At 34.4% G+C, this 26,656-nt stretch carries 25 protein-coding genes and 1 pseudogene; 7 read left to right on the forward strand and 19 right to left on the reverse strand.

Annotated elements, in window-relative coordinates:
* Nucleotides 1-335: 335 nt before the first annotated feature.
* Complete coding sequence (dsdA, locus tag ACZLO7_RS15780; RefSeq protein WP_464940763.1) at nucleotides 336-1,661, reverse strand: D-serine ammonia-lyase; 1,326 nt, start codon at nucleotides 1,659-1,661, stop codon at nucleotides 336-338.
* Nucleotides 1,662-1,678: 17 nt separating this feature from the next.
* Nucleotides 1,679-2,128 (reverse strand): YaiI/YqxD family protein, encoded by a 450-nt coding sequence (locus tag ACZLO7_RS15785; RefSeq protein WP_464940762.1) that lies wholly within the window; start codon nucleotides 2,126-2,128, stop codon nucleotides 1,679-1,681.
* Between the two features lie 194 nt (nucleotides 2,129-2,322).
* Here ACZLO7_RS15785 and gdhA point away from each other — a divergent pair, with 194 nt between their 5' ends.
* The 3 genes from gdhA to ACZLO7_RS15800 all read left to right on the forward strand — a co-directional run bounded on the left by gdhA (nucleotide 2,323) and on the right by ACZLO7_RS15800 (nucleotide 6,286).
* Nucleotides 2,323-3,696, forward strand: a complete 1,374-nt coding sequence (gene gdhA, locus ACZLO7_RS15790) for an NADP-specific glutamate dehydrogenase (RefSeq protein ID WP_464940761.1) — start codon at nucleotides 2,323-2,325, stop codon at nucleotides 3,694-3,696.
* Between the two features lie 421 nt (nucleotides 3,697-4,117).
* Complete coding sequence (locus ACZLO7_RS15795; protein ID WP_464940760.1) at nucleotides 4,118-4,510, forward strand: site-specific integrase; 393 nt, start codon at nucleotides 4,118-4,120, stop codon at nucleotides 4,508-4,510.
* Between the two features lie 540 nt (nucleotides 4,511-5,050).
* Nucleotides 5,051-6,286 (forward strand): IS110 family RNA-guided transposase, encoded by a 1,236-nt coding sequence (locus ACZLO7_RS15800; RefSeq protein WP_511261344.1) that lies wholly within the window; start codon nucleotides 5,051-5,053, stop codon nucleotides 6,284-6,286.
* A 150-nt stretch (nucleotides 6,287-6,436) separates the two neighbouring features.
* Here the strand turns inward: ACZLO7_RS15800 and ACZLO7_RS15805 are convergent, their stop codons facing one another.
* The 3 genes from ACZLO7_RS15805 to ACZLO7_RS15815 all read right to left on the reverse strand — a co-directional run bounded on the left by ACZLO7_RS15805 (nucleotide 6,437) and on the right by ACZLO7_RS15815 (nucleotide 7,304).
* Nucleotides 6,437-6,586, reverse strand: a complete 150-nt coding sequence (locus ACZLO7_RS15805) for a hypothetical protein (protein WP_464941429.1) — start codon at nucleotides 6,584-6,586, stop codon at nucleotides 6,437-6,439.
* Nucleotides 6,587-6,665: 79 nt separating this feature from the next.
* Nucleotides 6,666-6,866 (reverse strand): hypothetical protein, encoded by a 201-nt coding sequence (locus ACZLO7_RS15810; protein WP_464941430.1) that lies wholly within the window; start codon nucleotides 6,864-6,866, stop codon nucleotides 6,666-6,668.
* A 120-nt stretch (nucleotides 6,867-6,986) separates the two neighbouring features.
* On the reverse strand, nucleotides 6,987-7,304 hold the full coding sequence (locus tag ACZLO7_RS15815) for a hypothetical protein (protein ID WP_464941432.1): 318 nt from the start codon (nucleotides 7,302-7,304) through the stop codon (nucleotides 6,987-6,989).
* A 509-nt stretch (nucleotides 7,305-7,813) separates the two neighbouring features.
* Here ACZLO7_RS15815 and ACZLO7_RS15820 point away from each other — a divergent pair.
* Nucleotides 7,814-9,034: an IS110 family RNA-guided transposase gene (locus ACZLO7_RS15820; protein ID WP_464941434.1), complete on the forward strand. Its 1,221-nt coding sequence runs from the start codon at nucleotides 7,814-7,816 to the stop codon at nucleotides 9,032-9,034.
* A gap of 259 nt (nucleotides 9,035-9,293) precedes the next feature.
* Here the strand turns inward: ACZLO7_RS15820 and ACZLO7_RS15825 are convergent, their stop codons facing one another.
* The 4 genes and pseudogenes from ACZLO7_RS15825 to ACZLO7_RS15840 all read right to left on the reverse strand — a co-directional run bounded on the left by ACZLO7_RS15825 (nucleotide 9,294) and on the right by ACZLO7_RS15840 (nucleotide 14,098).
* Nucleotides 9,294-9,698 carry a hypothetical protein gene (locus ACZLO7_RS15825; protein ID WP_464941435.1) on the reverse strand — a complete coding sequence of 135 codons (405 nt, stop codon included), beginning with the start codon at nucleotides 9,696-9,698 and terminating at the stop codon, nucleotides 9,294-9,296.
* A 793-nt stretch (nucleotides 9,699-10,491) separates the two neighbouring features.
* Nucleotides 10,492-11,946 (reverse strand): IS1182 family transposase, encoded by a 1,455-nt coding sequence (locus ACZLO7_RS15830; RefSeq protein ID WP_511261349.1) that lies wholly within the window; start codon nucleotides 11,944-11,946, stop codon nucleotides 10,492-10,494.
* Nucleotides 11,947-12,071: 125 nt separating this feature from the next.
* Nucleotides 12,072-13,387 (reverse strand): annotated as a pseudogene (locus tag ACZLO7_RS15835) (IS3 family transposase); the annotation flags it as partial.
* 165 nt (nucleotides 13,388-13,552) lie between these two features.
* On the reverse strand, nucleotides 13,553-14,098 hold the full coding sequence (locus tag ACZLO7_RS15840; protein WP_464941440.1) for a GNAT family N-acetyltransferase: 546 nt from the start codon (nucleotides 14,096-14,098) through the stop codon (nucleotides 13,553-13,555).
* 352 nt (nucleotides 14,099-14,450) lie between these two features.
* On the opposite strand from ACZLO7_RS15840, the gene ACZLO7_RS15845 reads away from it, so the two are divergent.
* Complete coding sequence (locus ACZLO7_RS15845) at nucleotides 14,451-15,686, forward strand: IS110 family RNA-guided transposase (protein ID WP_511261350.1); 1,236 nt, start codon at nucleotides 14,451-14,453, stop codon at nucleotides 15,684-15,686.
* 233 nt (nucleotides 15,687-15,919) lie between these two features.
* Here the strand turns inward: ACZLO7_RS15845 and yidC are convergent, their stop codons facing one another.
* The 4 genes from yidC to ACZLO7_RS15865 all read right to left on the reverse strand — a co-directional run bounded on the left by yidC (nucleotide 15,920) and on the right by ACZLO7_RS15865 (nucleotide 17,794).
* Nucleotides 15,920-16,552, reverse strand: a complete 633-nt coding sequence (gene yidC / locus ACZLO7_RS15850; protein ID WP_464941415.1) for a membrane protein insertase YidC — start codon at nucleotides 16,550-16,552, stop codon at nucleotides 15,920-15,922.
* A 24-nt stretch (nucleotides 16,553-16,576) separates the two neighbouring features.
* Complete coding sequence (locus ACZLO7_RS15855; RefSeq protein ID WP_368635160.1) at nucleotides 16,577-16,852, reverse strand: hypothetical protein; 276 nt, start codon at nucleotides 16,850-16,852, stop codon at nucleotides 16,577-16,579.
* Nucleotides 16,853-17,237: 385 nt separating this feature from the next.
* Nucleotides 17,238-17,474: a hypothetical protein gene (locus tag ACZLO7_RS15860; RefSeq protein ID WP_464941414.1), complete on the reverse strand. Its 237-nt coding sequence runs from the start codon at nucleotides 17,472-17,474 to the stop codon at nucleotides 17,238-17,240.
* Nucleotides 17,474-17,794 (reverse strand): YbjQ family protein, encoded by a 321-nt coding sequence (locus ACZLO7_RS15865; RefSeq protein WP_402758604.1) that lies wholly within the window; start codon nucleotides 17,792-17,794, stop codon nucleotides 17,474-17,476. The genes ACZLO7_RS15860 and ACZLO7_RS15865 overlap by 1 nt, the downstream gene beginning before the upstream one ends.
* Nucleotides 17,795-18,070: 276 nt before the next feature.
* Between ACZLO7_RS15865 and ACZLO7_RS15870 the strand changes: the two genes are divergently transcribed.
* Nucleotides 18,071-18,229 (forward strand): hypothetical protein, encoded by a 159-nt coding sequence (locus ACZLO7_RS15870; RefSeq protein WP_511261351.1) that lies wholly within the window; start codon nucleotides 18,071-18,073, stop codon nucleotides 18,227-18,229.
* Nucleotides 18,230-18,822: 593 nt separating this feature from the next.
* On the opposite strand, the gene ACZLO7_RS15875 is transcribed toward ACZLO7_RS15870, so the two are convergent.
* From ACZLO7_RS15875 to ACZLO7_RS15890, 4 genes are all read right to left on the reverse strand, one after another.
* A complete protein-coding gene (locus ACZLO7_RS15875) occupies nucleotides 18,823-19,167 on the reverse strand; it encodes a YxlC family protein (protein ID WP_464941413.1) in 345 nt (114 codons plus the stop codon).
* Entirely contained in the window at nucleotides 19,154-19,684 is a 531-nt protein-coding gene (gene sigY, locus ACZLO7_RS15880; protein WP_464941412.1) for an RNA polymerase sigma factor SigY, read from the reverse strand. Before sigY ends, ACZLO7_RS15875 begins: the two co-directional genes overlap by 14 nt.
* Nucleotides 19,685-20,098: 414 nt before the next feature.
* A complete protein-coding gene (locus tag ACZLO7_RS15885; RefSeq protein ID WP_464941410.1) occupies nucleotides 20,099-20,872 on the reverse strand; it encodes an SDR family oxidoreductase in 774 nt (257 codons plus the stop codon).
* A gap of 237 nt (nucleotides 20,873-21,109) precedes the next feature.
* Entirely contained in the window at nucleotides 21,110-21,562 is a 453-nt protein-coding gene (locus ACZLO7_RS15890) for a hypothetical protein (RefSeq protein ID WP_464941409.1), read from the reverse strand.
* A gap of 585 nt (nucleotides 21,563-22,147) precedes the next feature.
* Between ACZLO7_RS15890 and ACZLO7_RS15895 the strand changes: the two genes are divergently transcribed.
* Nucleotides 22,148-23,371, forward strand: coding sequence for an IS110 family RNA-guided transposase (locus ACZLO7_RS15895; protein ID WP_511261352.1), 1,224 nt, complete (start codon nucleotides 22,148-22,150; stop codon nucleotides 23,369-23,371).
* A 366-nt stretch (nucleotides 23,372-23,737) separates the two neighbouring features.
* Here ACZLO7_RS15895 and ACZLO7_RS15900 read toward each other — a convergent pair whose 3' ends face one another.
* Nucleotides 23,738-24,934 carry a hypothetical protein gene (locus ACZLO7_RS15900; protein WP_464941361.1) on the reverse strand — a complete coding sequence of 399 codons (1,197 nt, stop codon included), beginning with the start codon at nucleotides 24,932-24,934 and terminating at the stop codon, nucleotides 23,738-23,740.
* Nucleotides 24,935-25,007: 73 nt separating this feature from the next.
* Nucleotides 25,008-26,222 (reverse strand): hypothetical protein, encoded by a 1,215-nt coding sequence (locus ACZLO7_RS15905; protein ID WP_464941360.1) that lies wholly within the window; start codon nucleotides 26,220-26,222, stop codon nucleotides 25,008-25,010.
* Between the last annotated feature and the right edge of the window lie 434 nt (nucleotides 26,223-26,656).

Raw genomic sequence — 26,656 nt, forward strand, 5'->3', positions numbered from 1 at the left:
TACCTCCATTCAATTTACCACAAAATAATATAAATGGATATTATTTATATTTTAGTCAATTTCATAATGAAGTAATTAGTAGTAAAATCCGAACAAAGTTGATTTCCGCTCCAGGCGGACACTTTCCGTGGGCACGGCTTCAATCTCCTCTTCACTTCGTTCCTGCGGGGCTTTCAGCTCGTGCTGTTCCCACTGGAGTCGCCACCTTGCGCTTCAATCAACGAAATCCATCTTTTTAAAAAAACGAATAATCAAATAAGGTGTCACATAAATATTCGTTTTTTATGATAAAATAAGTAATTATGAAATTGATTCATTTAATAGTGTATTTAAAACTATTTATCTAAATAATTTTTCTTAAGCTCATCCGGTACCATGCTCCCCCCCGTCGCCCAAACGATATGTGTTGCATTTTCCAGCTTTGCATCTAGCTTTTGCTCCGCAATAAATTTTCGGCCCAACTTTTCTAACATAACTGGACCCTTCATGCCCGCTAATGCTGAGGGTTCTAAGAAAACATCCTCACATTTATGCATCTTACGTAAAAGCATGAGTATTTCTACATCACTAATTGTATAACACCCTGCTAAGTGTGGTTCCATTACCCTGCCTACGAAACCTGAAGCTCGCCCTACTGCCAATCCATCTGCCTCTGTTTTTTGTTCTATTCCCAGATTTTCTACAGAGATAGCATCATGTAAACCCGTCATCATACCAATCGTCATACATGGAGCATTCGTAGGCTCTGCAAAAAAGCTATACACATGCTCACCAAATTCCGATTTTAAGCCATACGCGACTCCCCCAGGTCCACCACCTACGCCACAAGGTAGATAAACAAAGAGAGGATGCTCTGCATCAACTGAAATATTCATCTTCTTAAGTTGCTCTTTCAATCTTCGCGCAGCAACGGCATAGCCTAAAAACAAATCTTTGGAATTTTCATCATCGATAAAATAACACATCGGATCTTTTGCAGCTTGCTCTCTCCCCTTTTCGACAGCTAAGCTATAATCTGATTCATATTCTACAACCCTTACTCCTTTTTCTTTTAGTAACGTCTTTTTCCACTCTTTTGCATCAGCAGACATATGTACAGTAACTTGAAAGCCGAGCTTTGCACTCATTATGCCAATACTCAACCCTAAATTACCTGTTGATCCAACGGCAATGGAATATTTGGAGAATAGTGCACATGCCTCTTCTGAAGCGAGCAATTCATAGGAATCCTCTGTCGTCAATAAACCAGCTTCTATCGCTATCTTTTCCGCATGTTTTAAAACTTCGTAAATACCCCCACGCGCTTTAATTGAGCCTGAAATAGGCAATGCGTTATCACATTTTAATAGTAGTTTTCCCTGGATTGTTACGTGATAGTGTCTATTTAAGAAGCTTTTCATTTCAGCTATTTCTTCGATCTTTGATTCAATAATTCCCTTAGATACAGCTGTTTCAGGAAAAGCTTTTGCTATAAAAGGAGTAAAACGTTGTAATCTCGCTGCTGCGTCATCAATAGCATCTTGCCCTATTTTGTTATCAGTATGATTCAACTCTGAATGTGGACTAAATTTTTCGTTTAACCAAAGTATTTCTTGAAGTGTTTTAACCTTTTGTAGTTGCGGAAAAGTATTAACCAAATTATCTATTTCTATCGAAAACATACTTATTTCCTCCAAGTTCACTTTTTTGTCAAAATTTCTTTGCATAAACGACGAAAAGCTTCAGCAAATTCCAAATTAGCTTCTTTAGAACGTTTTTTTGGCCCCTTTGTTCTACCACCAGCTTGCCGAATTTTCTGACCTAAATGCCTTGTGAAAAGTAATTGTTCTATATTTTCTGATGTGTAATTTCTTCCGTTTTGATCGATGGCATAACCGGATTTCGCCAATACCATAGCTGCTAAACCATAATCTTGAGTCACTACTATATCACCTTTTTGTAAGCGGTTAACTAGTACAAAATCTACGGCATCGCTTCCCTTCGATACCATGACCGTATCAGCCCCTTCCCGTTCAATTTGATGTGCAGTATCACAAAAAATAGTTACTTTCAACTGGAATTCCTTCGCTATTTTTATTATTAAATCAACAACTGGACAACCATCTGCATCTATTAAAATTTTAGTCACTTTTATAACCTCATTTACATTATATTTACATATCATTAACCCTTGTATGATATTTCAAAATTATCAATTTAGAAACCGTTTCCACGAATAAAAATTCATTAATTTTGTATATTCATAAATATTACAATATTGAATTATCAGAAAAATAACGCTACTATATTGTAATAGGTCAAATATTACTGGGGGTATTCACAATGGTCACAATTACAACAGAATCACAGCAAATTGCAACACAGTATATCGATGATGTGTTTAACAATTTGAAGAAACATCACTCACATGAGCCTGAGTTTTTACAAGCTGTTAAAGAAATCATTTATTCATTAACTCCTGTTTTTGCTAAACGTCCTGAATTAATGGATGCAAGTCTTTTAGAACGCATCATCGAACCAGAGCGTGTAGTAAAATTCCGTGTTTCATGGGTAGATGATAGTGGTAAAGTACAAGTTAACCGTGGTTATCGTGTACAATACAGCAGTGCTATTGGACCATACAAAGGCGGACTTCGTTTCCATCCATCGGTAAACGAAAGTATTATTAAATTTCTAGGTTTTGAGCAAATATTCAAAAATTCCTTAACTGGTCAACCTATTGGTGGTGCAAAAGGTGGTTCAGATTTCGATCCTAAAGGTAAATCAGATGCTGAAATTATGCGCTTCTGTCAAGCTTTCATGACAGAACTACACAAATATATCGGACCAGATGTCGATGTGCCCGCTGGTGATATCGGTGTAGGCGCACGTGAGATCGGCTTCCTATTTGGTCAATACAACCGAATTCGCGGTGCTTATGAAGCAGGTGTTATTACAGGTAAAATGCCACGCTTTGGTGGTAGTTTAGCACGTAAAGAAGCAACTGGCTATGGTACAGTTTATTTCGTTCAAGAAATGCTAAAAGAAATTGACGCTACATTCCAAGATGCAACAGTTGTCGTTTCTGGTTCAGGTAACGTTTCAGTTTATGCGATTGAAAAAGCACAACAGCTAGGCGCCAAAGTAGTTGCATGTAGTGATTCGAATGGCTACATATATGATTCAAATGGTATTAACTTAGATACTGTTAAACAAATAAAAGAAGTTGAACACGGCCGTATTAAGGAATATGTAGAACGTCACCCAGAAGCTACCTATACTGAAGGTTGCAATGGCATTTGGACCATTCCTTGTGATATTGCACTTCCATGTGCTACCCAAAACGAGATTGATGAAGAATCAGCTAAAATACTCGTTACAAATGGTGTAAAAGCAGTGGGTGAAGGTGCAAATATGCCTTCAACTCTAAAAGCAATTCAAGTCTATCTAGAAAACAAAATCTTATTTGCACCTGCTAAAGCCGCAAATGCAGGCGGAGTTGCCGTATCAGCTCTTGAAATGGCTCAAAATAGCATGCGTATATTTTGGACTTTTGAAGAAGTCGACGAAAAATTACATGATATTATGAAGTCAATTTATAGCAACAGTGTTGATGCTGCAAAAGAATATGGTTTTGAAGGTAATTTACTAATTGGTGCGAACATCGCAGGTTTCTTAAAAGTAGCAGATGCAATGATTGCTCAAGGTGTTATTTAATTTTACATTTTCAATAGAAAAACTTCAAAGCAGTAAATCCTACCTGTAACATTAATGATAAGTAATTGTACATGATGATTTACTACATCATAACTTGTTTATAATGTTGCACATATTATAAAAATGTACATTACTAAATTCAATTTTAGTAGTGTACATTTTTTATTTTGGTAACATTTCTACTTGGATTCATTAAAGGGTTAGATATTCACAGTTACAAGAACAAAAGTTAATATAAAACAAATGTTCTTTTGTGAGGTGCTAGTAATTGTAGTGATATGAGTATTGTCCAAAACATATTGAAAGCAAATATGAGTATGAGTTATTGGCATTTAGAGCAAACCAACATTCCCTTCCCTTGTAAGATTATCACTATGATTATTATTTAGGAAGAATCGATAAGAGTTCTGCAACCTCTTATTTGAAATGGTTACTCCCCATTTTCGAGTGGTTAGAGGAAGAAAGTAATTATCAAGGGAAACGAGTGCATTGGAGTGATTTAGAAGAAAAGATACGAGTAGCTGTTGAGGATTATTTGATGCATGAAATGAACTGTATGGTTCATGATAAAGATTCGTTTCGTTTGGTGAATTTAACAAATATAAGCCCTAATGCAATTAGCCGTTTTTTATCAGCGTTAAAATCTTTTTATAAGTCTATGATTCGTTTAAAGGAATATTCATATAGTAATCCATTAATGGATTGTCAAAATATCTTACATAATTATAAAGAAGAATTAAGAGGTGTTCGAGATGACAAACTAAGCATGCCTTCGGTTACAGGAACAGAAAAACCTATCATTCATCGAGATTAAAAGACTCCTATTTTATAATTATCAATGAAGAATGGCCGCCACAAATAATCGATGATATTGATTTTCCGTATCAAGTATATCAAACGGGTAAAGAAGCCAACGAGAAATGATTATTGCACGAATGTTATTTGAAACAGGAGCAAGGACAACAGAAATGATCGAACAATTTTTTCCATTTTCCCCCTTCTGATTTATATATCTCATCTTAAAAATCATTTTCCTTATTAAACTAAACTGCATCGTTAGTTCAATAAGAAAAAGACTTCACTACTTATTGAAGTAAAGCCCCCGTTCGTATTATAAGGTCAGCCAGAGAAATCTGGTTGACTATTTTTTATTCAATTTATAGATTGATAGTAGCCGGGGTAGAACGGAAGCACCCGTGGGACTTGATCCCGACAACTAAACTGTTCGCCCTCTACTTGTTAACACATGATTAGGCTGGTTGGGACATAGTGATCCCGTATAACAAGCGAAGATATGAATAACAAGCTAGATAGAGGTTACCGGTCAATACACTACATGAGGAGGAGATAAACTATGAATCCAGTAGTTGGTCTGGATGTCGCAAAAGGTGAAAGTCAGGTTCAAATGTTTTTGGATAAAAAAATGCCCTATAAAAGCAGTGTGAAGATTGAACATACGGTGGGAGGACTTGAAGAGTTACACTCTTATTTACTAGATTTAGAGCGTCAAACAGGGTTAAAACCACCTGTTGTATTGGAATCAACAGGTCACTATCATGCTCCAGTTGTACAATTTTTAGAAGCTAGAGAATATATTGTCATTATCGTCAATCCGCTCGTTTCATACCGAGCTAAAAGCTCTAGTTTACGAAAAACTAAAACAGATGTAATTGATGCCTATCACTTAGGCGAACTGTATTACAAAGAGGATTTAGAGCCTCAGAAAAAACGTGGTATTCGCCTTTTAAACCTTCGGCATCTGACAAGGCATCACGAAAATATGACGGGGATTATGGTTCAAACAAAGCTACAATTTCAAGCTGTATTAGATCAAGTTTTCCCTGAGTATAAAGGAGTTTTTGGTAATTTGTACGCAGAGATTTCATTAAGGACTTTACAGTCCTACCCTACATCTGAATTAGTACTAGACGCAGGTGTAGAAGAGATTGCACAATTTATTGATAAGCATTGTAAAGCACGTTCATTTAATTGGGCGCATGAAAGAGCTGAAGTATTAATAGTAGCTGCAGAATGCAACCCATTTCAGTCAACGCTTTATCAAAGCCTTCTCGTCAGTCTGAATATGTATATTGATTTACTTCAAGCTTACCGCCAACAACTTTCTACGTTAGAGCGTGAGATTGATCAATTGGCGGCACAACTCGAAGAATATGAATTAATCCAATCACTTCCCGGTGTAGGTGAAAAAATCGCGGCCACGATACTTTCAGAAATTGGGGAAATTGAGCGGTTTAATCATCCGAAAAAGTTAGTAGCTTTTGCGGGATTAGATCCCAGTGTGTTTGAATCAGGTCGCTTTAAAGGCACGAAAAATCACATTACCAAACGCGGCTCAGCTAGGCTTCGCCACATGCTTTATACAGCCGTTCGCTGTTCCATTCGAGATAGCCGTAAAAAGAAAACAACAGATGAAACTATTGCCCGAAACAAACGATTACGAGCCTTCTACGATTTAAAACGTGAGGAAGGAAAGCCGTATAAAGTAGCCGTTATTGCTTGTGCTAATAAGCTTTTACACTGGATTTATGCGATTTTAAAAACGAAAGCACCATTCCAAGAAACTATTTAATAACAGCATTTTCAAATAAAACAAAAACCTTCCACACTGAATGAGGAGGGTTATTTGTCTTGCGCATTTTTAGTATAACATGAAGTGTTTTTTGATTATCAATGTTTTTCTTGACATTCTATTAGCTGGTTTAGTTGAAGAAGAACATCCTTACCAATCTGGTCCATCATCACTATCACTCACTTTAAGATTAAATGAATTGGAATCTAGATTGTTCTTTTCAACTGACTCATAGAAAATTGATTTTACCTCTTCTTGTACAGATTCAGTAGCCTCTTTATTTGTTAAGATATATTTCACCCTAATATCATCTTTTGAATAAACTGCAAGCAACATTTGAAAAACATAACTTTTTTCTTTCAATTTACTGCTTACTTGTTCAAAAAAGCCACTTTCTTGATAAAGGAGGGTTTGTATTTCCTCTACTTCTTTTATTTTCTTTTTCCGCTTGTTTTTCAGGGCTTATCGAAGGAGGAGTTTCACCTATTTCTCCTTTTGTTGAAGAGTTATTGATACATAGAAAGGTTGCAACAAATAAAATTATTATGGTTCCAATTAAAGTGATTTTGCCTTTTTTCATTCAGTACACTTCCTTTTCACTTTAAATATATGACTGAGTAAAAAGGTTTAAACCAACTTATTTTATTGAACTATTCTGCCCCGTAAGTTCAATAAGAAGCCCTGTATAGAAACGAAGAATTTATACATCTCCTTCTTCTATTTTTTTATTTAATAGCAGGTAATCATCTTTTTCAAAAGTTACTGCAACTCTATCTAACCTATTTCCTCCTGGATAATAATATAATTGTTGATTGAATTTTATACTAAAATGTACGACTGTTTGAAGAATAAAATTTAAAATTTTAAAGCTTTCTAAATCAACTCCTTCTTTCAATTGATTTTTAACGTGAATAACTACTAGATCTTCGATATTCTCAAATCTAACTCTTCTAGGCGAAATATTATTACGCTTACAAGTCCTTTTTAAATGGTTCTGATAATAATCAGTTTTTATCATATAAATCGCCTCACATTCCATTCAACGTATACGCACCTAAGAACAACATAAAATACGACATAAACTCGAAGCATTTGGTAATTAGAATCTAACCTGCTAATGCAATAACAATAATGATAAGATAATTCTTAATATCCCCAATTTTCATTCCAACCAATAAGTCTCTGTACAAGTTATTGTTTAATCATAGCATTTTGAACTCTTTATTTTGTCATAAAAATGGAATTCCTTCCTCAACTATCCTGCCCCGTTAGTTGAATAAGAAAAACATACTAACATTAGTAGTACAAACCATGGCCATGGTTTGTGCTACTATTTTTTTATAGTAGAAGTGAAGGAAGGTCGCACAGCTCTTGGGACCATTTGAGAGTCCGTATTAAAAACCGACCAACTTTACAACCTTATTTGAATCAGTTTAGTATGTTGGATCCTCGAGATCGTGTAAAAGAAAATAGAATCGATAAGGCACTGTGAAGACTTCTATGATTGGCTAAAAAGGAGAAATAAAGATGAAACATGTGGTGGCATTTGATGTCAGTATGGGTAAAAGTACAATCGTGATTTATAACCATTATCGTCAATGTGAATTTGAAGGCGAAATTTTACATTCAAAATCTTCTTTTGAAACGTTGAACGAGAGACTTCGATTTTTAACAAAACAAGATGGACAAGCACCAGAAATTGTTTTTGAAGCAACAGGTGTCTATTCTTCATCATTAGAACACTTCTTTCAAACAGAAGGCTACACATATCATCGCATCAATCCACTTGAAGCGAATCTTCAGATGGCCTCGATGCGTCGTCAAAAAACAGATAAAAGTGATGCACATGAACTTGCGAAATCTCATTTTCGATTAAATCGTTCAGAAACCTATTCTCAAGATGATTATTATAAACAAATGCGTGCACTCACACGCTATTATGATGAAATCGATTCAGAAATCAACCATTTATTTAATCGAATGCATGCCATTCTTCAACTAAGTTTTCCAGAATTAGAACGATTGTTTTCTACACGATCGGCCCTCTTTTTAAATATTGTGCAACTATATCCGCACCCAGATGAAGTAGTAGCTTGTTCAAAAACAGTGATTCGTAATCGCCTAAATGCGAACACAAAAAAGAATCTCTCACTCGCACGTGCTGAACAAAAAGGATTGGCATTATTAGAGGCTGCAAAGGATTCATACCCTGCAATTTCAAAAGAGGATGTCCGTTGTGAGCAAGTACGAGACTATGCCAAGCGAATAGCCGATTTGAAAGCGAAAAAACAAAATCTCGTAAAGCAGATGGTAGAACTTTCAAGCAATAGAAAGGAATACAAAGTCCTCATTTCATTTCCTGGTATCGGTGAAGCAACAGCGGTGCGACTTATTGGTGAATTAGGTGACATTCATCGATTTAAGAATCACAAACAGTTAAATGCCTATGTAGGAATTGATATTATGCGTTATCAATCGGGCAACACGTTTTACAGAGACAAAATCAACAAAAGAGGAAACAATAAGCTACGAAAAATTCTGTTTTATATGGTTCAAACGATGATTACACTTCGCCAAAAGACAAAGAACCATCTTGTGGAGTATTACGACAAATTAAAAACGCAACCTCAGAGGAAACCTCATAAAGTTGCGTCCGTAGCGTGTATGAATAAGTTCTTGAAAGTGGCATTTCACCTTATTACACAAGAAATAACCTATGACTACGAAACAGCATCAACCTATTCGTAATCGGTTACATTAACTATATCATATTTGGACCTTGCGAAAAAACGATATTTCGTTAGGGTCTTTTTGATATGCACAATTTTGATTTAGGTGGTAGGGGTACCTCTACCACCTAAATCAAAATCATCTATTCTAATAAAATTCTTTCAAAAGTACTTGACTGAAGGTAAGAAAAGAGCCGTCTGAACAGCTCAATGATCTTCTACTAAAGGACCCGTTAGTTTAATAAAAGAATTTCATAAACAATTGTGAGCTAAAGCGATTATTTATCTTTATTTCTCTGTTCCAACCAATCCCAATAAGCACCGTAAATCTCATCGTGCAGAAATTCCTCGTTCTCTTCTTCCTCGTTCAGCTCACGCTCACTTAGTGCTAATCCCAGCCAAGTCTTATCAACCTCAACAATATTTGGGTCTGCAACAGCGTCCAATAAGGCGAAAGCATCGTGGAATGCTCCCAGAATAGTGTCTCTGACTGTTTTTTCAATAGCTGATAAAGCTACATCATCAAAATTATATTTTTTTAAAGCATTTACTTCTTCATTACTCAACTTAAACTCACCCCAAATAATGTTATCTTCGGATGGGTCTATAAGTTGATTCCGTATCTCTGAGTAATCTTTAATTATTTCGTGTAGTTCAATTAAAAATACTTTCCTTGGGTCCATTTTGAACTTCAACCTCCGTTAGTTTAGAACTTTATAAGTAACCTTTTTCGCCTAGCATAGTTTAAGTACATTTCTTCACAAGCTTTACATTGATTTTAGCATAAATATCCAATAAAAAATCACCTCTAAGAAAAACTCAAGAGGTGATTTTTATCAATCTTTTTATAAAGTTACTATAGCTTAGTAATAAAGTTTGATTAAAATACAATTGCACAAGCTGTGGATTAACAAGTAAAATAATCATAAAAACCACAGAGAAATTATTATTCTTTGTGGTTTTTAAGTTTATTTTTATCTACTCTTTAGTCTTCCATATCCAGCCCTACCTTTTTCAAGAAGAAAGAGATCTCTTTAATCGGTTGTTCGCTAAATGCTTTGTGCCAATTGTCAATCATAGCTTCCCAATCACCAGTACCCCTAATCCTCCACGTAGTATCATAGCTTCGCTTGTTATACGAGATCTATGTCCCAACCAGCCTCAAACATGTTTCTACAAGTAGAGGGTGGACAGTTTAGTTGACGGGATCATTGCCCCACGCACCCATACGTCCTACCCTGGCTACTGATATAATAGATTCTATTAAAAAAAGGTCAACCAGTAAATATAAATTGTACCCTTTGTAAAGGACATTTTTGAAAAAGGTCATGCCACATGGAGAAGATGATTTCTGTATTGTACGAGGACACTGAAAAACTTACGTTTTTTATAACTCTTGGTTTTTTAGAAAAAAAGAAGGCACATTCCGTTCGATTTGAACAGAATGTGCCTTCTTTCCTTTCCTATTTCTTACTTTTACTCGTTTAGAAGTTTTAATATCCGTTTGAGATTCACCGCAAATATCGTTGTTGCACCTTGAATTTCCATACCAAATAGACCCACTGATTTTGCTGTTTTATAACCATGTGGGTTTTTAATTTCACTATTTTTTGCTTCAATTTTATAACGTTTTTTCGAAAGGGTTTTGAATTCATCTGTTTCTTGAAGACGAATTTGCTCCTTATGTTCCATAGATTTAACTCTGATAGAGTATGTTTTACTTTTTGATCCTTCTTTATAGCACCCTACGCGCATTGGGCATACTTTACATTTTTCTATATCAAATGAGTATGTTTCTGCTTGATTAGCTCCTTGATTTTTCTTTCCAGTTCGTGCTTTTCGAATAGCCATATGACCTGCTGGACATACATACATTCCTGCATCTTTATTAAATTCAAAGACTACTTTTCGATGGGAAGTTTCTCCGGTAATGTTTGGGTTTAATTTTGAAATCAATTGAAACTTTTCTGCTTGAGCATATTGTAAATTTTCTTTCCCAGAATAAGCTGTATCTCCAATGACAGTACCAATTTCCATACCCGTTTCTTTACTTTTCTTTACTAACTCTTTAAGGTAATGTCCATCACTTTTTTCACCCGTTGTCACAATCGAAGCTGTAATAATACGTTCATCACTCATCGCAATATGTGTTTTGAAGCCAAAAAAAGCTGAATCCGCTGATTTATGTCCAACACGTGCATCTGGATCAGTTGAATAGCTCAGTTGTACATTATAATCGTCTATCACTTCTTTCAATATATTTAACTTTTCTTTCACAGCTGGTATTTGTGCTACTTTTGATTGTGTTTCTACCACTTGAACGACCTGACGGCAGTAGTTTAATTCTTCACTTACCTCATTAGAGGTTGGTTTTATTGGAAATTTCCCTTTCATATCTTCATCCAGGTGATAGACCGCTTTTCGTACATTTTTCGATTTTTCTTGTAAAAATTCTTTCGGTGATTTTTGATTGTAACGAGCTTTTGTATGTGTCGCATCGACAATAATCGTTTTACTCGTAATAAGACCTTTCTCTAACGCAATTTCAACTGTCTTACCAATCAATAAATCTAATAAATTCATGTCTTGAAGACGAAGACGACGGAATTTTGTCAGGGAACTTGAATCTATGACATCTTCTTCAGGTGCCATATCTAAAAAATATTTGAAGGACATATCGTATTTTGAACGTTCAACTAGGTCGGCATCCGACAGATCATGTATCGCTTTTAACAGTAAATATTTGAACATACGAATAGGTGGAATAGCATTTCTACCATTATCCAAACAATACTTTGATTTTAGTTCATCTAAAATAAATGAAAAATCAACGAGTTCATTGATTTGGCGAAGCATATTATCTTTTGGAATGATTAACTCATACAATGCCATATATGGACTTAAATTTAATGTTTCTTGTTTGGAAATCATGGTCTCACCACCTCTAGTAAGTTTTTCTTATTATACTATAATGAGAGCAATGAAAGAAAAAGCGATTGTGAAAACGTAAATCCGTTTCTCACAATCGCTTTTGTTATCTTGTGGACTTTTTCAGTGTCCTCGTATTGTACAGGAGTCATCTTCTTTAAGTTCCATTGGTACCTGAAATTGTTATAGTACGTCATATAATTTTTAATTTCTCTTTTAAGTTCTTCAAGCGTATTACACCGCTTTATAAAGGCTTCATCTTTGAAGTGACCAAAGAAAGACTCTTGGGGAGCGTTATCCCAACAGTTTCCTCTTCTTGACATTGATTGTCTAAGTCCCAGTTTTCTTGCGTGTTTCTGAAAGGTTGGACTTGTATAATGCACTCCTTGATCAGAGTGAATAAAAGCTCCTTCTGCAAACTTTACTCGTTTATTCTTCATTAACTTTACTAATGTATCTGTAGCTAAATCTAATGTCATTCTACTGGACACATTATAGGCAAGTATTTCATTCGTTGAACTGTCTTTAATGGTGGACAAATAAGCCTTCTGTCCACTACCGAAATATAAATATGTAATATCAGTGAGTAGTACTTTTCCTGGAATTCCTTGTTTAAACTCTCGGTTTAATAAATTGGGCAATACAGTGTGTTCTTGAGTGGCTTTCAACATTTTCTTATAAGGATTGGCTCTTCTAATAGGACATACAATTTTGTATTTCTTCATAACTCTTCGAATCCGTTTCAAATTGTAAGTAATTTGAAACTGTCCTTCTAATGTCATCTTAATCTGGCGCGCACCCTTTTTACGTCGTTTAAAATTAAAAGCCTTTAAAATATTTTCTTTAATGATCAAGTCTTCTTTTTCTCGTTTCTCTCTTCTTTCCTTAGACTCTGAAGAAAAATAGTTATAATAACCTGAGCGCGAGATCCCCGAAATTTCGCATAGGAAACTTACCATCTTTTTGAGTTCGTACTTTTCGATCACTGAACATATTAAAAGAAACCGCTGCTCAGCAGAAACTTTTATTCGATTCTCTCCAGCCCCCTTTCCATCATGTCTAACTTTTTTAGTAACTCATTCTCAGCTCTCAACAATTGAATTTGAGCTTCTAATTTAGAATTCTTTTCTTCTAGAGAAAGCTCTGTCTTAGTGGGTCTCCCAGAATTTCCTTTACGCGTATCTCTAAGTCCCAATACTCCTGATTTATTATAAGCAGTACGCCATCTAGAGGCAGCCCTTTGTACTCTTACAATACCAATAATTTCAATATCAAAACCATTCTCCTCGAATATGTGTCTTGGCAATTTTCCATTTTCATTTTCCGCTATAAAAATCCTCTTAAATTCGTCTGTATATGTAACACCCTTTGAACTTAAGGATTTAACATATCGATTATTAGATAGTATTTCCATTTCTGTATCAGTAAAGTGTTTTTTTGACATTTAAATGTTCTCCGATTCCTCATTTTTTTCATTATACATAAAAGTACCCTATAGAGCAGACCTTTTTTAAGTGTCTACTCTATAGGGTACAATTTAAAAAACTGGTTAACCTTATAATACGAAAGCACCCGTTAGTTGAAGAAGGGTATTTAACATTTGAATAGTTTATTTCCATTCAATTGCCAAAAGTCCATAAATAACGTGGTCTACATAATGGTCATATAACCACTCTGCTTGTCTTATTTCCCCTTCCTTTTTGAAACCGAACCTTTCAGGAAGCGCTCTACTTTTTTTATTTTCAACTGCGATTCTAACTTCAATTCGATTTAGTTTAAGTTCATTAAATCCGTAATCAATTACTGCTTTGAATGCCTTAGACATTATACCTTTTCCTTGAAATTTTTCACCCAACCAATAACCCACAACACCTATTTTGTTAGCCTTATTTATTTCATTAAATCCGATTGTACCAGCAATTTTCCCATTATATATAATTGCAAATGATTGTGGATATCCCCCATTTTCAACAAGCTCATTACATCTTGATTGAATATTTTGCGCAGTATCTTCTATACTCTTTGTATAATTGAGCCAACCAAGCCACTCTTTTAAATAAGACTTTGAATTAATCGTTAAATCATAGAACTCTTCTGAATCATCTTTATTAAATAATCTCAAAGAAACTTCATCATTAACCTTATGTACTAACATAATCCACACACCTCTTTCGATTTCCCTATAAAATATCTATATCTTAACATTAACAATAATCAGATTATTTTTCCAGTAATTTCTTATTGAAGTAAAGCACCCCGTTCGTATTATAAGGTCAGCCAGAGAATCTGGTTGACTATTTTTTATTCAATTTATAGATTGATAGTAGCCGGGGTAGAACGGAAGCACCCGTGGGACTTGATCCCGACAACTAAACTGTTCGCCCTCTACTTGTTAACACATGATTAGGCTGGTTGGGACATAGTGATCCCGTATAACAAGCGAAGATATGAATAACAAGCTAGATAGAGGTTACCGGTCAATACACTACATGAGGAGGAGATAAACTATGAATCCAGTAGTTGGTCTGGATGTCGCAAAAGGTGAAAGTCAGGTTCAAATGTTTTTGGATAAAAAAATGCCCTATAAAAGCAGTGTGAAGATTGAACATACGGTGGGAGGACTTGAAGAGTTACACTCTTATTTACTAGATTTAGAGCGTCAAACAGGGTTAAAACCACCTGTTGTATTGGAATCAACAGGTCACTATCATGCTCCAGTTGTACAATTTTTAGAAGCTAGAGAATATATTGTCATTATCGTCAATCCGCTCGTTTCATACCGAGCTAAAAGCTCTAGTTTACGAAAAACTAAAACAGATGTAATTGATGCCTATCACTTAGGCGAACTGTATTACAAAGAGGATTTAGAGCCTCAGAAAAAACGTGGTATTCGCCTTTTAAACCTTCGGCATCTGACAAGGCATCACGAAAATATGACGGGAATTATGGTTCAAACAAAGCTACAATTTCAAGCTGTATTAGATCAAGTTTTCCCTGAGTATAAAGGTGTTTTTGGTGATTTGTACGCAGAGATTTCATTAAGGACTTTACAGTCCTACCCTACATCTGAATTAGTACTAGACGCAGGCGTAGAAGAGATTGCACAATTTATTGATAAGCACTGTAAAGCACGTTCATTTAATTGGGCGCATGAAAGAGCTGAAGTATTAATAGTAGCTGCAGAATGCAACCCATTTCAGTCAACGCTTTATCAAAGCCTTCTCGTCAGTATGAATATGTATATTGATTTACTTCAAGCTTACCGCCAACAACTTTCTACGTTAGAGCGTGAGATTGATCAATTGGCGGCACAACTCGAAGAATATGAATTAATCCAATCACTTCCCGGTGTAGGTGAAAAAATCGCGGCCACGATACTTTCAGAAATTGGGGAAATTGAGCGGTTTAATCATCCAAAAAAGTTAGTAGCTTTTGCGGGATTAGATCCCAGTGTGTTTGAATCAGGTCGCTTTAAAGGCACGAAAAATCACATTACCAAACGCGGCTCAGCTAGGCTTCGCCATATGCTTTATACAGCCGTTCGCTGTTCCATTCGAGATAGCCGTAAAAAGAAAACAACAGATGAAACTATTGCCCGAAACAAACGATTACGAGCCTTCTACGATTTAAAACGTGAGGAAGGAAAGCCGTATAAAGTAGCCATTATTGCTTGTGCTAATAAGCTTTTACACTGGATTTATGCGATTTTAAAAACGAAAGCACCATTCCAAGAAACTATTTAATAACAGCATTTTCAAATAAAACAAAAACCTTCCACACTGAATGAGGAGGGTTATTTGTCTTTCGCATTTTTAGTATAACATGAAGTGTTTTTTGATTATCAATGTTTTTCTTGACATTCTATTAGCTGGTTTAGCTGAAGAAGAAAAAGGCTCTATTCCTTATTGAAGTAAAGCTCCCTGTTAGTAGAAAAAATAAATCCCCTCTTACATTTTCGTAAGAGGGGATTCTGGTTCTATCTATACAATTTTTTAATTAATAATTGTTGTGCTATTAATAATAAAGCACTCACTGCCCAATAAATCGGTAATATCGATGGATTAAACAGACTAACAAGTAGAATCATAATTGGATTAATGAATACCATTACCTTAATATTTGTAGGTTGACTTTTATCTATTGATATAAAGCTTTGGATAAAATAAATCAAACAAGCAATAATCGAAATACCAATATCCATTACCCCTAAATTCATCCAAAGGAAATTTTCATTTGCAATTGCTGAATCTATCTTAATCGCATAATACAGTGAAAATAATACAGGTAATTGAATGATTATTGGCAAACAACCTAATAAAGAACTTTTCATTGAATCTGATGTTAACTCTTGAATTTTCTTTTGATACATTAACTTTTCAGATTCATTACTACTATTCTTAAGTTTGACAGTAAGCTCATCTAATTTAGGCTTAATTGCAGTCATTAATTCTTTAGAGTTTTTTTGATGTTTTGCCGATTTAACAAATAGTGGCATAAGAATTAATCTAACTGCAATTGTGAATAAGATGACGCTTATTGCGTAACTATCCGTTAATGAATATATATAATGAATTAAATAAATTATTGGTTGTGTTAAAAATGTAAACAATTCTATTCCTCCTAGTTTTTAATTCTAAATTAAACTAGGAGATAAACTTTCTTCATCATTGTCTTCTGATGTCCTAATACACAGAACAAACCACGTAAGCATAGGTGGAGTCCAAGTATTAGTGATTTCACAATCAATTTTAAACTCTTCGTCTTTAACTTCTTGGATTGTAATTGTATTGATTAGATATAGATGTAAGCTAACACATAATACGGTTAATGCCAAAGAAGCTAATATCCAAAAATAATCAATTGTGCTAATAAATATGGATAAATCATTTATTAGAAAGGACCAAATCACAATACCCCTCCTTCCTTTTTTGTATAATCACATTATATTATTTATATAATTGCTAAATCAAATTTCGATCCCCTTATTTGGATTAAATGTCCAAATAATTAATTCTATCCTTAAATTGAAATCACTATATTACAACATAACAATTCTGTCCTTCTTAAAGTAATCTGCCCTGTTAGCCATCCATGAAGCGCAAAATCAGCGCTTCACCACAGAGAATGAAAATGGTGAAAAACCGTCCATACTGATTCTACGGCTATTGCCTTTTTTCCTAAATTACAGAAGGTTATTTTCATGGTAGTTTAAGTACATTACTTCACAAGCGTAACATAAATATCCAATTTGTTGCCGTTAAAATAACAATCACCGAAATTTGTCAAAAAAATAACTACTTTTCTTTTTTATAAAATCGTTCACCTGTTTCTGCATTATAATATACTCTTTTTTTTTCACCCGTAACAGGGTCAAGATTCACCTCATTCGTTACCTCAAAACCTTTAGGAACTTCTTTTCCATGATTGCGTTTATATCGTTTGTCATATATAAAGTAACCAAGTAAGATACAAACGAGAGCAATACTAATTTGAAATATCAAATATATACCTATCCCCAAAAATGTCGTCATTATAGCTTTTCCACAACAACTGCCGTTCCGTATGCAACAATTTCACTCATGTTTTTACCCATTTCACCAGAATCATATCGCATCATGATAATAGCATTCGCTCCCATTTCGTTGGCATTCATAATCATACGGTCTATAGCTTCTTTTCTAGAATCTTCAAGCATGGCAGTATATTGCTTGATTTCCCCGCCTACTAATCCTTTTAAGCCCGCCATAATATCCCCGCCTAGCCCCCTACTTCTTACAATTAGACCAAATACAGAACCTTTTACTTCGACAACTTTATACCCTTCAATGTGTTCTGTTGTTACTACTAGCACATTCATCATCTCCTATGTTCTATTTATTATTTTAGACTCCGAAATCAATTATCATCTTTCATCTGAATTATAAAAAACCATACAAATTATTCTACCGTCTATTTAAATAAGTTATTTGGAAATCAATTGTTTTCCGGAATTATCAAATTGAAAAATAGTCATTTGTCCATCAAATGTTTCCCCATTTTTCTTAGTGTAAACTCCATAAAATTTCATTCCAACATCTTATTAGCAAGTGTTTTAACAATTGAATTAACAAAGGCATATAAATTTGCAATGGAGACATTTACTGAGTTTAGTCGTGATGGGAAAATTGATATTGATCTTTCTGAATTAAATCCAAATGATATTTCTGAACATTTGTATGTAAAAAGAATTCAATCAAGCTTAAACAATCTTGTTATGCTTCGTTATTTTTTCAATATTCATGGTTAGGGTTCTTTCAAGCTCCCCCGAATTTTTCTCTCAGAAACTACCGTTAAAATATTGTTGTCCCTGGAATTCCGGCGAGTAAGGCTACCATTTAAGGTGACACTTTTTTACTTTGTCATAAGTAACCTCCTTGATTTTAGTTTGAAAGTTATTGAATTATGTATCTTTGTTTCTTTTGTTATATTAATTATTGTTTTCTTCTGTCCCAACATGATAGATATAATTTCCTAATTGTAAGACAAGAATTGGCGCAACCGCTCCCCATAGGATTCCATTTAACAGTTCATTCATTTTTCTCCTCCAAATTGTTTATTTACCCTTAATACGATTACGTTCGTCTAATCGTTCACTCACGAAAAAATAAATAAAAAAATCTCAGGAATTTGATCCTGAGACCTTTCTTTTAAATACTTTTCTTGCAAAAATAAGATAGATAATAAGATACGTTGGAAATTGAATAAGGCCTAAAACGCCCCATAGCCAAGCATTGTGTCCCCTCTTCTGTGCATCCCAAAACATCCATGAGCTCTGGCAAATCAGAATGAATGCAATCACGACCAATAACCAAAGCGGTGTGCTACTTAGTTCATCTGAGTTCATTCATTACTGACCTTCTTTCTAGTTTTGTTAAGAGCTAAGGGCAAAAAGATAATCCCCACAAGCTGAAAATAAAGAAAAAGAATTGGCTGACGATAAACGACAGCAATCACAACCGAAAGCACAAATACTGCAACAGAGATAAACGTGAGGAGGTCTTTCCATTGTTTTTTTCGTATTCTTTTTTTCTCTAATTCAACATTCTGTTGAAACCATTGTAAGTTTGGAGTAGATACTGGATTCCATTGATCCAGTTTTTCTAAACCATCTATTAATTGCTTAACCGTTAATTCATCTTCATCATCCAACATAGAATTACTATTTTTAGAATCATACTCCTTCAAGTTCAGCCAACTCCTTTCGTATACTTTTTAGACCATTTGAAACTCGAGATTTTACTGTTCCTTCTGCAATACCCATCATTTTTCCAATTTCCTCATATGAGTATCCGTAATAATGCTTTAACACGATTGGCATACGTACTTCTTCATTAATTTGAGCAAGTACATCAAGTACATCAGTCCATTCTTCGTTCATATTGGCTGCATTCCATTTCATTTTTCGGAGCGCTTGTTCCTGCTCTAGCCAGTTTTTCTCCCGCTTCTTTCTACGCTGTTGATCGATAAAAAGGTTCATTGCAATTGTGATGAGCCATGATGAAAACTTGGATTCACCATTATACAGTTGGATTTTTTCAATACACTTCATCATCGTCTCTTGTGTTAAATCTTCTGCGATTTGTGGATGAAGGGTAACTTTCATTAAATACTTTACGAGGAACGAATAATTCTGTTGTAGCAGTTTCGAAAGCGCCAATGTATCTCCTTTTTTCGCCTTTCGAATTAAATCCTTTTCATCCATGAGATCTACTCCATACAATAATAATCTATATGTAATACGACTAACTGGGAAAAATCGTTCATTTTCAAAATAAAGAAACACATCAAAAACGTTTAGCCACCTATTAGTATTTATTAAGTAGTTTACTTGAAAGTTATATATTTGACCAAAAACCAAAGTATTATTGCTCATTCAACGAGTTCAGAATACTTGTTTAATTATTTTAGTAATATCAAACTACTCACATGATTTGTTTAAGTATGTCTTCTTTAACTAACCTGCATTAGTTCAATAAAAAAAGAGCTGCATATGCAACTCAATGATTTTCAAGTAAAGCACACCGTTAGTTTAAGTACAATGTTTCACAAATTGATAACTTCCTTGTAATTTAATACAACAAAAAGGTTCTAAAACCCAAAGCCTTTTTAGTTAAATTTACCTTTTAAATCCACCTTCTGAATGAATAATCTGACCTGTAATCCAATCTGCTTCATCGCTCACTAGAAATTTAATAGTTTTTGCAACATCTCTCGGTTTTCCTATTCTACCGAAAGGAAACATCGGTTTTAATTCATTTTTTATTTCTTCTGTCATCCAACCTGTATCAGTTGGGCCTGGATTTAATGCATTAACCGTTATTCCTAAAGGGGCTAGTTCAGCCGACAACGTAATAGTTAAAGCATCAACTGCTCCTTTTGTTGTTGCATATGCTAATTCGCCAGGCATTGGTCCTTGAAACTGACCTGAAGTAATATTGACTATTTTTCCACCTGATTTCTTATCAAACCTCTGAGCAAATCTAATACTTAATAGTGTCGTAGCACGCACATTTACCATGTAATGTTTATCTAATTCTTCGGCAGTTAAATTAGAAAAATCGTTGTTGGTTGAGTATGCTGCGTTATTAATCAAGATATCAGGACTACCAAGTTGTTCAGAAACTTTATTTATAAGTTGTTCAGGTGCATCATGTTGAGTTAAATCCAACTCCATAAATGATACCTTAATACCTTTTTTTATTAATTCTTCTTTTAATTTAACGGGTTCATCTAATTCAATGCTCCAAGGCATTTTTTTATCATATTCCGTCCAATAAGTAAAAAATATATGATAACCCGAATCAGCTAACTCCTTACAAATAGCAGCTCCTATCCCTTTCAGACGGCTTACACCCGTAACAATCGCAACTTTCCCTTTTAATTGGCCCATTATCATCTCTCCCATACCTAATATTACTTTACCATGATTGACCAAATCACTTATTGAACTAAACTGTCCCGTTAGTTTAAGAGAAATTCTTCACAAACTTTCTTAATTAATGGTTTCTGTTCTATTTACTGTTTTATAGGTCTTTCAAAAATCAATTCATAGTATGACCCTACTGCAACTCCTTAAACGTATTAAAGTAAAGGTGCAGGAAGTTCAATAATATTTTCCGGGTGAATTTTATGAGAATTGAGTTGGGAATTTATTACTAATATTTTGTATTATATTTACTACTCTACTACTTGTATTGAGAACACCATGATTAGATACCCTCTCTAATTTTAATTGGTCTTTAAAACAGGCAAGCCAATTTCTATTTCCGTTTGATGTTGGATGACAAAAATCTAAAGTACCTTTTTGAATACTGCCAGTAAAAATACCAGCATCAAAATCACGTACAGAAATCATGCCGTCTAAGTTGTGATATTCTTTTTCCGTAATTTTACCACTTTCGAATAAGTATTGACGTAGTCCATATATTTCTTTTCTTGAACAGTTAGTTACATCTATTATTTTAGCTATTTCTTCGTCGTTACCGTTTGTGACTTTTAAGGAATTTACTACTTCTCTTATTTCTTCTGCTGAAATTATAGGATAAAATTCATACGGTTTTCCATTTGGATCTACTCGCATGTTTGAATTCGTAGTAGATAAATCCTTTTTGGCTAATTCGTTTAGATAAAATTTAAAATTATGATTTAATTAATTACTTTTCTGTTTTACTTTTTTATCAAAAGAATTTGTTATGTTATAAGAAGAAATTTTCATTTTGTAGTCCGTCCTTTTCTTTGACTATTTGGATTTTTGACGATACCTCATTTTAATATTAACACTAATTTACTTTGTTTGAAATTTAACACAAAACTGCCCGCGCTTATTGAACTAACGAGGGAGGTTAGTTCAATAAGAAAAAGAGTTACCTAAGTAACCTTTGATCTTCAACAAAAGCACCCCGTTAGCCATCCATGAAGCGCAAAATCAGCGCTTCACCACAGAGAATGAAAATGGTGAAAAACCGTCCATACTGATTCTACGGCTGGGAGAGGAAGGTCGATGAACTATGGTGCGTTAGAGCCCATCCGTTAGTCTGACTCCAACGACCACGGTGCACCACTGACTGTCGCTCCCTTACGGGAAGCACACATGGTAGATTAATCCTATTCTGATTGTTGCACCAGCCTCCAATAATAATTAGAGCCGTAGAAAGGATGTTTTTCAATGGATGTTGTCATTGAAAGAGCATGTGGAATGGATGTGCATAAGGACAATATAACCGCATGCATTATCACACCAGAAGGAAAGGAGATTAAAACGTTTTCAACTAAAACTATTTTTTTAATACAGTTGGTCGACTGGATTAAGGAGAATAACTGTACGCATGTTGCCATGGAAAGCACAAGTGTTTACTGGAAACCTATTGTGAATTTATTAGAAGCTGAAGATATTGAGTTTCTAGTTGTGAATGCCCAACACATGAAGGCGGTCCCTGGACGTAAAACAGATGTGAAGGACGCAGAATGGATTGCTAAACTCCTTAGTCATGGGCTTTTAAAAGCTAGTTATATTCCCGACAGAAATCAGCGAGAACTCCGAGAACTAGTTCGATACCGTCGAAGTATTATTGAAGAACGCGCTAGACAACATAATCGCATACAGAAAGTATTAGAGGGTGCAAATATCAAACTTGGTTCTGTTGTTTCAGATGTCATGGGTGTTTCTTCACGAGATATGCTTAACGCTATCGCCAACGGCGAAGCAGATCCTGAAATTCTATCAAACTTCGCTCGACGTACTATGAAAAAGAAAAAAGAAGAACTGGAGCTAGCCCTAAGGGGATATATTAATTCTCATCAACGCTTAATGTTAAAGACTATTTTAAAACATATAGACTTTTTAACTGAGCAAATCGAGATGTTAGATCAAGAAGTAGCTGAAAGAGTAAGCACACATCAAGATGATATTGACCGACTAGATTCTATTCCTGGAATAGCTACAAGAATGGCGGAACAAATTTTATCTGAAATTGGTACTGATGTGAAAAAGCAATTTCCTAGTGCAGCTCATATGTGTTCTTGGGCAGGATTAGTTCCTGGTCATAACGAAAGTGCTGGAAAAAGAAAATCAGCTAAAACCAAGAAAGGAAACAAATATCTGAGATCAGCATTAACAGAAGCAGCTCATTCTGTAAGAGGATCTAAAAACTATCTCGGCGCACTGTATAGGCGTACAGCAGCTCGAAAAGGCAAAAAACGAGCAGGAATTGTAGTAGCACATGCCATGTTGCGAATATCTTACTACCTATTAACACGAAAAGAAATGTATGTAGACTTAGGTGAAGACTACTTTGATAGAAAGAGACAACAATCCATTGTTCGGCATTCCTTACGAAGACTTGAGGGTTTAGGATACACAGTTACATTACAAGAACCTGAAGCATCTTAATCCATTCCATCTACCTACAATATTCCATTGAATTAGACGCTCTCCCCTTTTTTAAAGACGAATGAGCTGCGTCTTCTTAAGTATTGCCTTTTCCCCTAAATTACAGAAGTTTATTTTCATGGTAGTTTAAGTACATTTCTTCACAAGCTTTACATTGATTTCAGCATAAATATCCAATAAAAAATCACCTCTAAGAAAAACTCAAGAGGTGATTTTTATCAATCTTTTTATAAAGTTACTGTAACTTAGTAATAAAGTTTGATTAAAATACAGTTGCACACGCTGTGGATTAACAAGTAAAATAATCATAAAAATCACAGAGAAATTATTATTCTTTGTGGTTTTTAAGTTTATTTTTATCCTCTATCAGTCTTCCATATCCAGCCCTACCTCTTTCAAGTACCAAGAGATATCTTTAATCGTTTGTTCCCTAAACGCTTTGTGCCAATTGTCACGCGTAGCGTCCATCATAATTACACTCGTGGTCATGTCAGTTGACGATTTGATGTAATCATCAATTTTACCGCTTGTCTTACCGTACGTTTTTACTACTACATCGAACGCTTTAACATTACGGTCAAAATAATCTTCCATTCTTTTTAATACTTCTTCTTTTCTTTTACTTATATCATCCTCACTGTATATACCATTCTTTATTAGTTCATCTCTAGCTCCTTCATAACGCTTAAGCGCAGAACTTACGTAATCTCGTTGTTTTACACTTAATTTACTGTATACGTTGTCATCGTTTACTATATCGTTTAGGTATTCACCGTATTTGTTCAATTTTGTATAGGTATCTAATTCATCCAGGGACTTTATACTACTCGCGTAGCTCGGTGATAGTTTTCTGCTGGCTCTAGAAATATAATCAATATAATGTAACTCGGCAGGAGTAAATTTCTTTACTACATTACTACGTTTAGCGTCTCCACCAAACAGTTCACTATGCAAGAAATTCAATTCTTTTATATAAAAGGTAGTTCGTGAAGTTGCAGTATTCATTAGTTTTATGGATGAATAGGCTGAATGTACCGCTGATTTTGCATAGCGCAAATGTCTATCTACTTTTGTTCTATTAACCTTTTTCTTCTTTAGTTCCTTCTCTATTATCTTGAATTCATCAGTTACTCTTTTTGTCGGGTATTTCTTGTTTTGATCTGCAAATGATTGGTATCTATTAATAGAACCTACATTATTTACTCTATATAAATATTTCGATTTTTCAAAGCTGACATACGGTGTAAGTTCAGAGTAATACTTTTCTCCCTTGATTATATCTTCCTTTGGTATTTTACTGAATACTTCTTTATGCAGAGGTTTTAAATCCTTTTGCATACTATAAAATATTTGATATTTAACCTCATTTTCTTTTATACGTTTCTTATATAGTTTGATTTTTTTGTTAACAGACGAAATATACGCTTTTTGACTTACTACTTTGCTTTTTTCTATATTAGTACTAGCTTGAACTGTGGATTTAGGACTTTCTACAACTACACTTGATAATAGTATTCCTGTACTTAATACTCCTAACAAAACGCTTTTACTAAATTTCCCCATTGTATCATCTCCTTATTAATATAAATCAGCTCTCGTTCCGCATTAGTGGTTTTTGGTTGGTTTTATCTACTCTTTATTCTTCCATATCCATTCCTGCTTTTTTCAATAGCGAAGACATAGTTTGAATCGGTTGTGTACTCGTTACCTCGTTCCAATGGCCGTAAATATCATTAGCCAGTTGTATGTTGAACACCATGTCAGTAGCTGCTTTGTTGTATATATCAATCTTACCGCTCTTCTTACCGTTCGTATTTTTTACCTCTTCAGAGGCTTTTGAGTATGCCTCGTAGTATTCTTCGGTCCTTTTTAGCATATCTTCTTTTCTTTTACTTATATCATCTTCACTGTATATACCATTATTCATCAATTCAGTTCTCGTATTTCTATAACAATCAAGTGCGGCAGTTACATTCTCCCTCTGTTTTACAGTTAATTTACTATATACACTTGTATCATATACAAGTCCTTTAACGTATTCCCCGTATTTATTTAATTTTGTATAGTTCTCTAATTCATCCGTACGATTTTTAATGGAATTCCTTGTTTCCAAATAGCGAGTATTCAAGGAAGATAGCTCCACACGTTTACTTTCAATAAGTTTAATATAGTTTAACTCAAGAGGAGTGAACTTCTTTACTACTTTACTTCTTACAGCGTTCCCACCGTACATCTCACTATGTAAGAAGTTCATTTCTTTTGCATCAAAGGTAACTTTCAGTACTAAATTATACGGATAATTAAGGAATGTACTGCTTGAAGGTAATGACGATTTTATATTGTACAGAAGACTATCTACCTTTTTTCTATCTATTTTCTTCTTTCTTAACTCTGAATCTACTTTTTTGAATTCATTAAGTGTCTTTCTAGACGGATATTTAAGCGTGTATTCGTCTAAATCGTTAATTTCCCTTACATCACCTATTTTAGATATATACTTTGATCGTTCGTAACTTATATAATCTGGAACTAAATAATAATATTTATCTTCATCGTAGTCGTCTGCGTCTTCCCATTTGTCTACTAAATCACGTATTACAGGTCTTAAATTCTCTCGGATAATATGATACTCATTATATTTAGCGGTATTTTCAGCTAAGCGCTTCTTATACACACTTAATTTTTTCTTTGCGGACGAAACATACGCTTTTTGACTTACTGCCTTGCTTTTTACAGTGCTAGTTTTAGTACTAGCTTGAACAGTAGATTCAGTACCTACTACAACTACACTAGATAATAGTAATCCCGTACTAAGTACACCTAACATTAAGTTTTTACTAAGTTTACCCATCTCATCATCTCCTAGTCTTCTTGATATAAAATAGCTCTCGTATTGGGTGGAATTTATATTTTGGATAGTGTTCTTCGATATCCTTTCGTCACAATCATATTTTTACGATACAATCATTACACCTAAGTATGTACAATCTAATTGACTAGTTTTACGTTCTACATTATGTAACACCTTTTAAAAACCATTACTATTCCATACAGCACATTACTTTTAACATAAAAGTCCCCCTACCAATGGTTTTATTATACATTATTTTTTAAACAAACCTGCCCCGCTAGTTCAATAATGAAAAAAGAGCTGCATATGCAACCCAATGATCTTCAAATAAAGCACCCGTTCGTCAAATAAAACCATTACTTTACAAATTTAATCCATTTCAACATATACCCCACATTTTTAATGTATAGTTAGAGTAAATTTTAAAGCTAAGC

The organism is Viridibacillus sp. d25.2 (assembly GCF_055456015.2).